Source organism: Bacillus sp. VT 712, from assembly GCF_001614195.1.
GTDB classification, from domain to species: domain Bacteria; phylum Bacillota; class Bacilli; order Bacillales; family Bacillaceae_H; genus Priestia; species Priestia flexa.
Genome location: NZ_LWBK01000056.1, coordinates 1 through 13823, shown reverse-complemented (window position 1 = coordinate 13823; position 13823 = coordinate 1). Strand labels below are relative to the sequence as shown.

13 protein-coding genes are annotated in these 13823 nt (G+C 41.7%); 9 read left to right on the top strand and 4 right to left on the bottom strand.

The genetic code is table 11. The annotated features are described in order from the left end of the window. Positions 1-180 precede the first annotated feature (180 nt). The 7 genes from A2U94_RS18635 (at position 181) to csaA (ending at position 7392) form a co-directional block, all read left to right on the top strand. Positions 181-1497, top strand: coding sequence for a carbohydrate binding domain-containing protein (locus A2U94_RS18635; protein WP_286140579.1), 1317 nt, complete (start codon positions 181-183; stop codon positions 1495-1497). Between the two features lie 118 nt (positions 1498-1615). Beyond that, positions 1616-2719, top strand: a complete 1104-nt coding sequence (locus tag A2U94_RS18630) for a sugar diacid recognition domain-containing protein (protein ID WP_025908683.1) — start codon at positions 1616-1618, stop codon at positions 2717-2719. Positions 2720-2838: 119 nt separating this feature from the next. Continuing rightward, positions 2839-4113 (top strand): GntP family permease, encoded by a 1275-nt coding sequence (locus tag A2U94_RS18625; protein ID WP_025908684.1) that lies wholly within the window; start codon positions 2839-2841, stop codon positions 4111-4113. A 25-nt stretch (positions 4114-4138) separates the two neighbouring features. Beyond that, entirely contained in the window at positions 4139-5272 is a 1134-nt protein-coding gene (locus tag A2U94_RS18620) for a glycerate kinase (protein ID WP_035320273.1), read from the top strand. Positions 5273-5353: 81 nt separating this feature from the next. Further along, positions 5354-6055: an AraC family transcriptional regulator gene (locus tag A2U94_RS18615; RefSeq protein ID WP_025908685.1), complete on the top strand. Its 702-nt coding sequence runs from the start codon at positions 5354-5356 to the stop codon at positions 6053-6055. A gap of 92 nt (positions 6056-6147) precedes the next feature. Then, positions 6148-7038 (top strand): EamA family transporter, encoded by an 891-nt coding sequence (locus A2U94_RS18610; RefSeq protein ID WP_025908686.1) that lies wholly within the window; start codon positions 6148-6150, stop codon positions 7036-7038. Positions 7039-7059: 21 nt separating this feature from the next. Then, positions 7060-7392 (top strand): chaperone CsaA, encoded by a 333-nt coding sequence (csaA, locus tag A2U94_RS18605; RefSeq protein WP_025908687.1) that lies wholly within the window; start codon positions 7060-7062, stop codon positions 7390-7392. 47 nt (positions 7393-7439) lie between these two features. On the opposite strand, the gene A2U94_RS18600 is transcribed toward csaA, so the two are convergent. Beyond that, on the bottom strand, positions 7440-7739 hold the full coding sequence (locus tag A2U94_RS18600; protein WP_025908688.1) for a DUF2283 domain-containing protein: 300 nt from the start codon (positions 7737-7739) through the stop codon (positions 7440-7442). Positions 7740-7877: 138 nt separating this feature from the next. On the opposite strand from A2U94_RS18600, the gene A2U94_RS18595 reads away from it, so the two are divergent. Both A2U94_RS18595 and A2U94_RS18590 read left to right on the top strand, forming a co-directional pair. Further along, positions 7878-8126 carry a branched-chain amino acid transporter permease gene (locus A2U94_RS18595; RefSeq protein ID WP_258957931.1) on the top strand — a complete coding sequence of 83 codons (249 nt, stop codon included), beginning with the start codon at positions 7878-7880 and terminating at the stop codon, positions 8124-8126. 116 nt (positions 8127-8242) lie between these two features. Beyond that, on the top strand, positions 8243-8785 hold the full coding sequence (locus A2U94_RS18590; protein ID WP_025908690.1) for a hypothetical protein: 543 nt from the start codon (positions 8243-8245) through the stop codon (positions 8783-8785). Between the two features lie 71 nt (positions 8786-8856). Here A2U94_RS18590 and A2U94_RS18585 read toward each other — a convergent pair whose 3' ends face one another. Genes A2U94_RS18585 through A2U94_RS18575 form a run of 3 tightly spaced genes read right to left on the bottom strand, consistent with a single transcriptional unit; the run spans position 8857 to position 13567 of the window. Further along, entirely contained in the window at positions 8857-9618 is a 762-nt protein-coding gene (locus A2U94_RS18585) for a hypothetical protein (protein ID WP_152545168.1), read from the bottom strand. A 2-nt stretch (positions 9619-9620) separates the two neighbouring features. Then, positions 9621-13271, bottom strand: coding sequence for a multicopper oxidase domain-containing protein (locus A2U94_RS18580; protein ID WP_025908692.1), 3651 nt, complete (start codon positions 13269-13271; stop codon positions 9621-9623). A 23-nt stretch (positions 13272-13294) separates the two neighbouring features. Continuing rightward, positions 13295-13567, bottom strand: coding sequence for a hypothetical protein (locus A2U94_RS18575; RefSeq protein WP_025908693.1), 273 nt, complete (start codon positions 13565-13567; stop codon positions 13295-13297). Positions 13568-13823 lie beyond the last annotated feature (256 nt).

The following is a 13823-nucleotide window of genomic DNA, read 5'->3' as shown; positions in this document are numbered from 1 at the left end:
GCCGTTTGGATGCTTCCGGAGCATAATCGTTACGGAGGCTGGGCAGCTTCGGGTGAAATTGATATTATGGAAGGCTGGGGTAGCAGGCCAAATACTATTGCGGGCACCATTCACTATGGTCAGCAGTGGCCAAACAATACGTATAGCGGTGAAGAATACACATTTTAAGATGGAAGCACAATTGAAGATTTCCACACATATGCCGTTGAATGGGAGCCTGGTGAAATCCGATGGTACGTGGACGGTGAGCTCTATAGCGTGCAAAACGATTGGTACAGTCAAAGTGATGGACAGCCAGATACCAATGCTTATCCAGCGCCGTTTGACGAAGAATTTCATCTCATTATGAATCTAGCAGTTGGTGGGAATTTTGATGGGAATCCAACGGCAGAGACCCAGTTCCCAAAAGAAATGAAAATTGACTATGTAAGAGTCTATGAGTTAACGGGCAGAGAGTACCGTGAGCCAACTCCTCCAGTCATTCCAAAAGAAGAATATTTGTCAGGTGCTAAGCTTCCTCAAGCAGACGGAAACTTAGTTTATAACAATCAGTTTACAGAAACAAAAGCAGGTGACCCTGGCATGGGAATTGAAGGTACTGCTAACTGGTCCCTTCATAAAGAGCCGGATGGAGATGCAGTTTTATCAGTAGAAGAATTAAACAATAGCCGCTTTTTAAAGGTAAATATACTTCGTCCTGGAGGTCAGCTTTACTCGGTGCAGCCTCAGTCTATTGTGTCACTAGCGAAAGGCCGCTTTTATAAGCTAACGTTTGATGCTAAAACGGAAGTAGCTAGAAGCATGAAGGTACAAGTAACAGGAGGAGCATCAGTTGGATACGCAGGATATTCACCAGCTTTAAATGCTCAGCTGACAAACCAAGTACAAAGCTATGAAGTTTTGTTCCAAATGAAAAAAGAATCCGATAATGCAGCGCGCGTTGAGTTTAATCTTGGAACAAACGACCAGCCTGTATGGATTGGAAACGCAAAGCTTGTAGAGGTTGAAGGAATTCCGTTTAATGACGATATTCCAAAGGTTCCTTTAAGTGATGGAAATCGAGTATACAACGGTACATTTAGCGTGGGAGAAGCAGATGGAATGAGCTATTGGCACGTTGTACAAGCGAGAAAAATAAACGCTTTAGCAACCGTTGACCCTAATGAACGCCAGCTTCATATTGATGTGAAAACAAGCAGCAAATATGCAGATGATTTGAAGTTACTTCAAAAAGGTATCTTCCTGAATGCAGGACAAGGGTATGAATTAAGCTTTGATGCAAGTATTCAACCAAAAGGTGATATGTTTGTTGCGCTGACAGACGAAGATGGAAACGTGTATGAGAAGCAGAAAGTAAAAGTATCTTCCAGAATACAGAAATATCACTTCGCTTTTAAAAATTTACAGCTACCTCATGACGATAAAAATGCTCAGCTTGTCTTTTACTTAGGAGATGTAAAAAAGAGTATAACAATTGACAACATTCATTTACGTTAAGAGGACTCTTCAATTAAAAGAAAGGCTAGGTATAAGCAGGCTTTCTTTTTTTTATTTAATGATGCTATAGTTAACGATAGGTTAAAAAAGCATTCATGGGAATGAAGAGGTGAAGTGCATGAGGTTTTTAAATCATTCTTTAGCTCAAGAAATTGTGAATCGAACGACGAACATTATTCACCGCAACATCAACGTGATGAATGAAAAAGGCGTCATTATCGGATCAGGTGATCATCATCGAATTGATTCTATTCACGAAGGTGCTGTGCGAGTAATTGAAACACAAAAAGGCTTTGAAATTACTAGCTCTGAGTTAACGCAGTTTCACGGAGTGAAAGCAGGCATTAATTTGCCCATTACCTTTCATGATGAGGTCGTTGGTGTGATTGGTATTACAGGTGAACCAGAGGAAGTACGGAACTACGGAGAGCTTGTGAAAATGGCTGCTGAAATGATTTTACAGCAAGCGGTGTTAGTAGATGAAATTCAATGGGATGAGCGGTTGAAAGAAGAGTTAACGAGTCAATTGCTTCACGGAATGGACAAGCTAGATTCCTTTTACTTTGAACGAGTAGAACGTCTTGGCATTCAGTTGGACCTCCCGCGCATAGCGGTAATTTTAAAAGTGGAGAATCATTCAAACGGCTATAAGTGGTTGCGAGGAAAGCTCGAAAAAGATGACTTGTACATTGTTCAGCCTACTCATATTGTGGTGCTGAAAAGAATTGATATGACGCATGAAAAAGAAGACGGTACTTTTAATCAAATTAAAAGTTGGGTTCAACATAATCAGCTAGAAGGCAAGGTGGCGATTGGAAGGTTCATTCCGTCAATAGAAGGATTGGCGATATCTTATCAAGAAGCGCTCTATACGTTAAAAGTGGGTGAGAAATTACACCCTGATCAATTACTTTACCGCTATGAACACTATAAGCTAGCTGTTTTTTTAGCTGAAGCGAAAGAATTTGGCGTAAAAGGCGAGTTAAGTCAGTCAGTTGAAGAGCTAAAAGACTATGATGAAAAAGGCGATTTGTTAGAAACGCTAAGCGTATATGTTGAAGAAAATGGAGATGTAAATAAAGCAGCAGGTAGGCTGTTTATCCACCGAAATACGCTCAGGTATCGCTTAGAGCGCATTTCTGAGCTGACGAATAAAGACCCTCGTAAACTCAGTGACTTGGTTGAGCTGTACGTTGCGATACTACAGTATAAAATTCAATAAAATTGTTCCGATGCACAAAAAGGCTTGAAAAAGACAGGCCTTTTTTTGGTTTCATGAACAATGCAGTTAGTTTAGAAAACGCTTACACTTAACTTATAACATTCAAGGGGGAACGGGAAATGGATGCTACTATTGAAGTAAGCGCTTTAGGCGCAGTGGTTGCGCTTGTTGTTGCAATTGTATTGATCTTAAAGAAAGTATCTCCTGCCTATGGAATGATTGCCGGTGCTTTAATTGGTGGTCTAGTAGGAGGAGTGGATATAACGAATACCGTGGCGCTTATGATGGAAGGAGCGCAAGGGATTATACCTGCCGTACTAAGGATATTAGCTGCAGGTATATTAGCAGGTGTGCTCATCGAATCAGGAGCAGCTGCTGTTATTGCAGAAACAATTGTAAAAAAACTAGGAGAAGCGAGAGCACTGCTTGCGCTGGCGCTTGCAACAATGATTTTAACTACAGTTGGTGTATTTGTTGACGTAGCGGTTATTACAGTGGCACCAATTGCGCTTGCAATTGCTCAAAAAGCCAATCTGTCAAAACCGGCGATTTTATTAGCAATGATTGGAGGCGGGAAAGCTGGGAACATTATGTCGCCAAACCCCAATGCTATCGCAGCTTCAGATGCTTTTAATGTTCCGCTCACATCCATTATGGCAGCGGGTATAATCCCAGCAGCTTTTGGAATTGTTGTGACGTATCTTATTGCCAAAAAGCTTGTGAAAAAAGGGGCTCCTGTACAGCTTGCCGAAATAGAAGTAAATAATGCAGATAAGCTACCGGCATTTTTACCAGCTATTATTGCGCCGCTTGTGACGATTGTTTTACTATCACTGCGACCGCTGTTTAACATTAATATTGATTCAATGATTGCTTTGCCAATTGGAGGAATTGTCGGTGCAATTGTCATGGGAAGAGGCAAAAAGCTGAATGACTATGCTGTTTCAGGGTTAGGAAAAATGACGGGTGTGGCCATTATGCTCCTAGGAACGGGTACGCTGGCTGGAATTATCGCCAATTCAGGCTTAAAAGATGTATTGATTGAAGGACTAAGTGCGCTCGGCTTACCAGGCTATGTGCTGGCGCCAGCATCAGGAATCTTCATGTCTGCTGCGACTGCTTCAACAACTGCAGGAACAGCGGTTGCCAGTCAGGTGTTTAGCTCCACGATTTTAGAGATGGGCGTTTCAGCGCTTGCCGGAGCAGCTATGGTACACGCAGGTGCGACGGTTTTAGATCATTTACCGCACGGTAGCTTTTTCCACGCAACGGGGGGAAGCGTTCATATGGAAATTAAAGAACGACTTAAGCTTATTCCATATGAGTCAGCAGTTGGTTTAACGCTAGCGATTTTATCGACGCTCATTTACGGTGTGTTCAAGCTATTTAGCTAATATTAAAGTGTAGGGAGAGAACGTAATGAAGATTGTCATTGCTCCGGATTCATTTAAAGAAAGCTTATCATCTTTAGAGGTAGCTGAAGCAGTTGAAAAAGGCTTTAAGCAAGTACTGCCACAAGCAAACTATGTAAAAGTACCGATGGCTGACGGAGGAGAAGGGACGGTTCAGTCCCTGGTTGACGCAACGGATGGAGAGATTATCTCAAAAACGGTTACGGGTCCTTTAGGTGAGCCGGTTGAAGCTTTCTTTGGCATTCTGGGAACGAAGAGAACAGCCGTCATTGAAATGGCAGCCGCGTCTGGATTGCACCTCGTACCCCCTGCTAAGCGAAATCCGCTTATGACAACAACCAAAGGTACAGGTGAGCTCATTTCAGCAGCGCTAGATTACGGCGTAAACCATATTATTATCGGGATTGGTGGAAGTGCCACAAACGATGGAGGCGCTGGAATGGCCAAAGCGCTTGGTGCACAGTTACTAGATGCGGAAGGAAACGAAATTCTAGATGGTGGCGGAGCACTCGGAAACTTAGCTTTTATTAATCTATCAACGCTAGATTCGCGTCTTCAGCACGTCAAAATTGAAGTAGCGTGTGATGTTGATAATCCTCTTACCGGAGAGCGAGGAGCATCTGCCATCTTCGGTCCACAAAAAGGAGCAACGCCAGAGATGGTTGCGCTTTTGGATCGAAATTTACGACACTACGCAGCCGTTCTTGAACGAGACCTTGGTCAAAAGATTGATGACGTGCCAGGAGCTGGTGCAGCAGGGGGATTAGGTGCAGGGCTGCTTGCTTTCTTACAAGCGGAATTGAAAAGGGGCGTCGACATCGTCATTGAAGCAACGAATCTATTAGAAGCCGTTCGTGATGCGGACGTAGTCATCACAGGAGAAGGAAAAATTGACGGGCAAACCATTTATGGTAAAACGCCCATTGGCGTAGCAAAAACAGCCAAAAAGCATGGCATTCCGGTCATTGGAATTGCTGGGAACATCGGAGCTGACAGCCACGTCGTTTATGAGCATGGTATCGATGCGTTATTTAGTATTGTGCCAGGAGTGACGACGTTAGAAAATGCTTTTGCGAATGCCAGCGACTATGTGGAAAAAACGGCGATGAACGTTGCGGCCGTTTGGAAAATGAACAAATAAACCGAGAGCGACATGTTAGGCTTTTTTTTAGCGGATTTTGCACTTATAATAGATTCAACTTAACGTAAAGGAGAGAGCCAAATGGATAAAGTGAACGAGTTAACGTGTGAAAAGAGATCCTACTCGAAAGAATTCACGCTGCACCAGCACGAATTTGGACAGTTTCTTTTTCCACTGCAAGGCTCTCTTGATATGGAAATGGCGTTTCAAGAAGTAACGCTTAGCCCGGATCAATGCTTTTACCTGCCTCCGGGACTGAATCATAACTATCGCTCCAGAGACCGAAATGAATTTTTAATCTTAGATATTCCAACGCAGTACCTGCCAAAGGGTACAAACAGCATGTATATGACGCTTGATAGTCAGTGGTCAGCTATTCGGTATTTATTGTTAGAAGAAGCGAAAAACCCTGCTGATTATTCTGCTTTAGTTGATTTAACGAGGTATGTGACTAAAAAGCTGCAAACGTCCAATCCTCCTTCAATTGATTACATTCATCAGCACTTTAAGGAGCCACTCAACCTGGAAACCCTCGCAGCAATTGAGCATTATCATCCCGTTTATTATTCGACATGGTTTAAAAAGCAAACGGGAAAAAGCGTGAAGGAGTATTTATCGAAACTTCGTTTAGATGAAGCGAAGCGTTTATTGCTATCAACAGGATGGTCGATGTCCAGGATTAGTGAAGAGATTGGTTTTGCTAACTCCTCTTCCTTTACAAGATGGTTTGTCAGCCATGAAAGCGTGTCACCGCAAAAATATCGAATTCTTAATAATAGATAAAAAGAAGATTAAACTTGGTAAAGAAAATGAATAGGGAATTCTTTATCATAAGAGTAATCGTTCTTTTTATCTTTTTATTGAGGTGAATCATTGTGAAAGCAGCTCCTTTTTTCATTTTACTAGCAGGGATTCTATGGGGCACAACAGGTACTACCCAGGCGCTAGCACCGGACTCCGCACACCCAATTGCTATTGGCGCAACAAGGCTTGCAGTAGGCGGTGTGTTTCTATTACTGCTTCTGCTGATTAGAAAAGATTTACGTCTAAAAGGATGGCCGCTAAAAGCCACTCTTGTCGCAGCTCTTAGTATGGCATGCTATCAGCCGCTGTTCTTTTCAGCAGTTTCCATCACAGGCGTTGCGGTTGGCACAGTTGTGGCCATCGGGAGTGCACCTGTTTTATCTGGGCTTATTGAATGGTTTTATTCAAACAAGCGGCCAAGCATCATCTGGTGGTGCTCTACGTTTTTATCTATTTTAGGCTGCGTGCTGTTATTTCTGAACAAAGAATCGGCAAGCCTAAATATAACGGGAATTTTCATGGCGCTTGGAGCAGGCCTATCCTTTGCTTGCTACACCCTTGCAAGCAGAGGGTTAGTGGAAAAGTATTCGTCACTATCAGCCGTTGCGGTTGTCTTTATTTTAAGCGCGCTTTTTTTATCACCACTCCTATTTTTATTTGATATGTCATGGTTTACAAGCTTGAGAGGTATTGGTGTAAGCCTTCAGCTTGGCGTTATGGCCACAGGGCTTGCTTATTTTCTATTTGCCAAAGGGCTTGCACACGTTTCATCTTCAACCGCAGTTACTCTAGCGTTAGCAGAGCCGCTAACTGCAACGATGCTTGGCGTTTTAGTTGTAGGAGAAAAGCTGACGATGACGTCTTGGAGCGGAATTAGCTTGTTGTTAATAGGAATTGGGATCCTGATTTGGTCAACACGTGATGTAAGCAGAAAATCTGAAATAGTCACAATCGAAAAATAATAAAAAGGTGGTTCAAGTTAAATGGCAAACATTGAAGACTTTTTAAAATTAGATTTACGCGTTGGTACAATTCTTGACGCCAAACCGTTTCCAGAGGCCAAAAAGCCGGCGATTAAGCTTGAAGTTGATTTTGGAGAAGAGATCGGAGTAAAGCAGTCATCTGCGCAAATTACGCATCGCTATGAGCCAACCGAGCTTCTGAATCGTCAAGTCGTCGCGGTTGTAAACTTTCCGCCAATGCGAATTGCAGGATTTAAATCAGAAGTGCTCGTTTTAGGTGGCGTTCCAGGAGAAGGAGATGTAGTGCTGCTACAGCCGGATGAAAAGTTGCCAAATGGAACGAAGATTTCATGAATAAGAAAAGACAAGCTGAAGGTAGCTTGTCTTTTTACAGCTTTCTTTTAGGGCTTAACGAGCTGCATCAATAGCTGTCGCTCATATAGATTTGAATCAATTACTTCAAAGCCGACGAAGTCTTGATAATCAGCGTCTGCAAAGCAAAATTTAATTCCGTTAAAAACAAATGTTGCATGAACCTCTTGAGATGATAGGTAAAATGAGAACATCTCATCATGCATTGTATAGATATGTTCAGCACCAGAAAGTGGCGCTATCTTCTCTGCAAGCATTCCGAAAAGCTCAATGCCAACAATTCGGCCCTCACTATCAATATCAAGCAGTAAACTAGGATTTACAACCACTTTTTCTTTTTTATTACGCTACTGAACCACTGCTACTGGGTGCTCGGATCAGCGCTTGGCAGTATTTTTGGCTCGTTTATTACGTTCAGTACGGAAGGGATTGAGTTCGTAATGACCGCGCTGTTTGTCGTCATTTTTATGGAGCAATGGAAAAAAGGCAAGCAGTACCAAAGCGCACTAATCGGGGTTGTTCTACCGGCAGCGGTTATCGGACTGTTGGTAGTGTATTCGTTAAAGGATATCAGCTTTGTTTCAGGAAGTCATGGGTTACCTGAAATGCTAGCAGTTGGCTTTGTGGTATTGCTTCATGCATGGAGGGGAAGCATGTTGCTTTCGATTGGGGGAGGAACAGTTTTATATATGGGATTGGTTCAGCTGGTGTTTTGAAGGGCGCCAGTTTTTTTTTTGTGAAATATTTACTGAATCTGTGTGGTTACCCATTCTTGAAGCTTGGCATGTTCATACCATGTTATCAATATCAGAAAGGCAGGTGAAAGTAACTCATGAAACCTATAAAACCTATAAAACCTATAAAACCTATAAAACCTATAAAACCTATGAAACCTATGAAACTCATGAGACCCACGCAACACGTGAAACCCATGAAAGCAACGAAACCTCTACAACCTAAGTCCGCTGCAAACACCACCGCAAAACATAAAGTTGAAGGTACTTTATATATGGTAGGAACAGATTTTGTCGATATAATGAAGGACGATTGTACAGTTGTTACAATTTTAAGAAATAATATGAGCAAAATCATTTGGCACGATAAAGTAAAGAAGACGGCCACTTCTAACCATAATTCTTCACATCGTTCTACACACTCTAAACACGTCCATTATCCTTGTCATTGTCGTCGTCACCGCAAGTGCATTTGCAGAAAAAATCAACCTCATCATATTAAAAAATTTCATCCAGCGCCTTCTATTCCAGCATGTGACGGAATGGTGCAGTTAAGACTGGGAAGCCTAACAGACAACTTAAACTTCCATTTGTTTAAGAACATAGGAAAACGCGTGATTATTGAATGTTCAAGTCACTAAATTTTCTGATGCGATTTTTTAAAAAGGAAGGACTCAAAACCAATTGGTTTTGAGTCCTTTATGGTAAAAGGCTAGTCTTTAATGAAGCAAATTTCTTCAAAAGATATTGTTTCTTTTGATTCGTTTATTTCTAAAGTAAGGTTAGCTTCTTCAACTGTCAATAAACATCCTTTCTTTTCACCTTTATCTTTCGTCACAACACATATATCGGATTTAAGAAAGGCACATAAAAATTTGTGCAGCCTCATTCCGAAGAATAGGTTGATTAAAAAAGGATTGGCTGCTACAACTTCACCAAAGTTAAGCATTAATTCTCGACGGCAGCAGTCATTCAAGTTGGCTAATTCTCCGCCGTGTCTTCCCGTCATATGCTCATTCATTTCACTGTGGTTGATATTGCAAATACGTTCGTACGGAACGAAGAAATTTTGATGTAAATGATCAATAATCAAAAAATCTTTTCCTGCATCGGAAAGCTCACCTTCAATAGGAATTTCAGCTTTACCACATAACACATGAACGGTGACAAAATGTCCTCGCATCGATTTTACTTTTAATCGAAAAGATTCTAATAAGTGAGAATCTCTTTCATCCGCAAAGGCTAGTAAAAGCTGGTTAACTTCATGAATACATTCTTTTAATTCCTCATGCTCTTTAATTGGCAAAATCCTAGTAGGACCAGAAAATCTTTTAGTGGGTATTTCCTCGGGACATTCCTCGGGAGAACAGAACCTTGTAGGGTCGTTTTCAGCTTCTGAGATGCAACTTGGACAGTGGAAGTGCCGATGATACCCGCTAGTCTTATCGGAATGGCTTTTTTTAATATCACCCATATTTATCCTCTCTTTTCGTATTTTTTTAGTGGTGCAATACGAGAGTCACCTTTTTGAAGGACACGCATAATTCCCCACATCCCCAGTTCAATATCCCATCGGATATTGTCAGAGCGATACATATAGTCACCAGGTAAAGCAAACTGCCCGCCGGCTCCATCATGAAGTTCAAAGTTCTCATGCGTACCGATTGTGTTTTGTCCTATTGCAGAAATAGCTTCTGAGTTAACATCACGAATGCTTCGGCTCCACTCATGAGCGTGTAAAGTGAAAGTATGAGTGCGTGCTCTGTCAGCAGGAAAAACGAAGCGTATTGTAATTGGATCACCTGGGTGAGCAAGAAAAATTGGAGTGGATGGATCCCCATGTACCTTTGAGCTGAAAACTTTAGAGATATCAGGGTTTCGCCGTAATCGATTAATAAACCGTTCTGATCGATAGTTAAATCCTCTTGAGCCTTGATCTTCAAAGTCTTCTAATTCTTCACGGTCCATGAAAATAGGTTCCGGGTCAATAATAAGGTCACCTTTGCGATCTACTAACCGAACGCCATCATGCATTAACAAGACAAATTCCCGCTTTTCGCCCAAAAGAGGGTGAGAGAGTATGACTTGATTGCCAGACTGTACTTTCTTTCTAGTAACAGAATCCAAATAATAAGTACCTTTTGGTTCAGCAATAAAGATTCCGAATGCTCCATGGTGCCGGTGGTTACGCAAATCAGCCATATCCCATAAGTTACATGCGCCTACAGGACGACTGACGTACCAGCGATAGGTAATCGTTTCACCTGGACCAATTGTTTGATCAGGGTTAAATCCTACCGTTGCACCGTCTGAATTTCTCACGTCATACTCTAAAAGCTGTGCATGTAAAGAAATTCGACAAGAAGGTGGGAACGGTGTTTCAACAGGAACTCCAGGATAGCCATGAATAGCATGTTGTGGATGTGAAAAGCCCTTTAGCTTATTGTGAAGCGTTATTTCTATGCAATCCCCCACGTTTGCTCTTAAAATGAGAGGTTCCGGGTTTAATTTACCAGAGCGAACCGCTTTTTCATCTTTCGCAAGAGCAAACACAATACCAAATGGATCATGGTCACCATATTTGTTGTAGACAATATCCGTTTGCATTGCGACAACGTTATATTTAATAACACGTGCATCTTTTGGGCCGGGGCATTCTTTAGAAACAGCTTTCTTTGGCACCTTTCCATTCTCACATGGTAAAGGTAACTGTCGTTTTGGAGGACAAGGGCGATCCGGAAGAGGATGTAAGTGATCTACTTCTCCTTCAAACGTTCGCATTAATCCCCAGTTTCCGAGCCATATGTCGTCAATGCTGCCGAAATGATATAACATATCAAAATCGCCTTTACCTTCTATCGGAAATGCAAGAGTAAAGTGTTCAGAAATACCTATATGCTGCTGCTGAGTTAGTTCAGAATCCAGGTCTTGGCGCTCTTTTTGCCAAATTTGTCGGTGTAGATTAAAGCTATGAGACTCTTCTTGTGCACCTTGAAATAATCTAATTCTAACAGGATCGCCATTATACGTTTCAAGTAGTGGTGTAACAGGATCACCATGTAGATAAGAACTAAACACATAAGCAGGATCACACGTTGGCTCAACTAATCGGAATTGCAGAGGTTCATTTTTATAGTTAATACCCATTACCCCAGGATCTTCTTGAGAGCCAGGAAAAGGCGGTGGGTTAAGAGGGCAGCCGTCCTTGTCAAATAGTAAAGCAAAATCGTGAACAAATAGTGAGAATTCTCGGTAGTCTGCAATTAAAGGGTGTGTAACAATTGTTTTTGTACCAGTATCAGAGGGCTTTCCTGTTTGTATATCTAAAACTTCAGCACCTTTTGCATGAATATTTAAACCGCCAAACACGCCATGCTGTTGCCCTTGAGCAGCAAAGTTATGGTCATGAAAAAACACGCCTCTGAGCTCTACATCTGCGTACCACTGTAGCTCAATAAGTACCCCCGTGTTATAGTTCCAGCCAGTATTAGCGCCGTCTGAAGATAAAGGGTCAAACTTTACAAAGTGAACGTGCTGAGTTGCTTCATAGGTGCGATTAACTAACTGAAAAGCATTTCCCCCCAATACTTGAGGAAGTTTATTTGTAAAACGAATCTTAATACATTCTCCAGCATTGGCATGAATGACAAGCGGTTCAGGTTTTTTTCGACCAGCGAGAACATCTTCTTCGTCTTCTGCTAAAACGTATAGTCGTCCTTCAGGGTCATGCCAACCTTCCTCATTGTATTGAATGGGCATCTGTATCAACACCGTGTCATAAACGCGTACAGGTGTTACCCCTTCAATACAAGGGTTAACAAACAATGCGCCTGGAGAAGCATTCGGTGCGAACTGATTCTTTTCTAGCGTGGTGGGTGTTCGATTTGCATCGCTTATTCCGATAGGAGGTCTTGGAGACTTACAGCCGACTATACCGGGAATAAAGTTTGGAAACCCAGGTTTCTTTGCCGTTGGTTTTGGTGGTAACGGCCGATCAGGCAAAGGCTGTAAGCAAGGAATTGGCACTCCGTTAGGATAACACTGACTACCGTCTTGCAACGTATTAAATATGCGGTGCATTCCCCACATTCCTTCACCGAAGTGAGGGTACAAATGACAGTGAATGATAATATCTCCAAATGCTTTTTGGAAGCTTCCTGCACCATATAGCGGTGAAATTGTATACGAATTTTGTGGTGAAATTGCTTGAGAGTCAATGATGTCAGAATCACTATCTTCTAATTCAAACTTCCACTGATGAACATGATAGTGAAATACATGGGTTTCCTGAACGCCTCCATGAATGAGACGTATTTTAAGAGGATCTCCTACATAAGATGGTAAGACAGGCGTTGCAGGATCGCCAAATGCCCAGGAATCATGGTGAACCTCTTCTCCCTCACAGTCACTACAAGCGACACCTTCTAGTATTAACATGTGCCGATTTCTCATCGGTTCAGAGCGGTAGTTAATAGAGTGCTGCATGGACGGCTGTAGCGTGTGAGGGTCAATTGGATGATCACCGGTTAAGTTATTGGCTTCTTGTTCATCGTGGAAAAACCATGCATATTCTCTAAAAGACGGACCTAGTGGGTTGTGAATATCAGCATATAAGCCGCTATTTATTTCATCGCCTGTCACTGGATCTGTCCACCAAGATCCTTTTGTTTGAACAATGAGTGCGCCAAAAAGTCCGTGTAGATTAGTCCCTAGTTCACTAGATAACGAGTTACCTAAATCTGAAAAAATATGAATCCCTTCATTATGAACCTTCCAGCGATAAATATGGGTTTCACCTGAAGGGCAAGGTGGAACCGTACTATCAGCATTTAATCCAACGAAAGCTCCATCAGATGTTTGAACATCATATTCTGCTCGCTGGATATGCATAGATGTTGGGAAAGGAAGCTTATTCTCAAATAAAATTTCAATATTGTCTCCTACATTTGCTCGGATTGTCAGCGGTTGGACAAGCTCAACGGGCATGAATGGGCTACAGTCCACTTGTTCACGTACCTTTTTTTCATTTTCTTTTAAAACATACATCATTCCATTGGGATCGTGATCACCAAAGTTATTAATGACAATCCGAATGGGAATTGCAACAACATGAAAATATCTTTTCACTTACCATCAACCCCTTTAACAACTTAGCGGATTTTCGGTATAGAAGGCCCGCCATTCTCAATATAAAATACATCTATATCATCAATATGAATGCGCATAACCTTGTCTTCTAATTCAGAAATATAAGTGGTTTCGATATCTAAAAAAACATAATCGCTTTCCACTTTAAGGATTGTTCCAATACATATAAAAGGAAAAGAACTAATAAATATAAGACTTCGCTCACCACTTGCCGTAGCAAACGCTTCCGTAACGACTTGTTGTCGAATCTCATTAATAGATGGTGATTGATACATATAGATACCCTCCCTCTATAAATGTTGATTTATCAACGGTTTGAGCCGTTGGTGGGGTGTCAAAAAAATATTTTTCGACACGCTTCCTAACAATATTTTTATATTATGAGAAACTATTCCATTATATGGGTACGCTACGCGGTCACTACTGGTTAATAGTGGTAAGTAGTGTCAGAGAATTATGTGATGCACAATGGATCTCTGCGTAACTTATGATGACGTACCCTCCCATGTCTCTGGGCATCTGTGTGCCTAC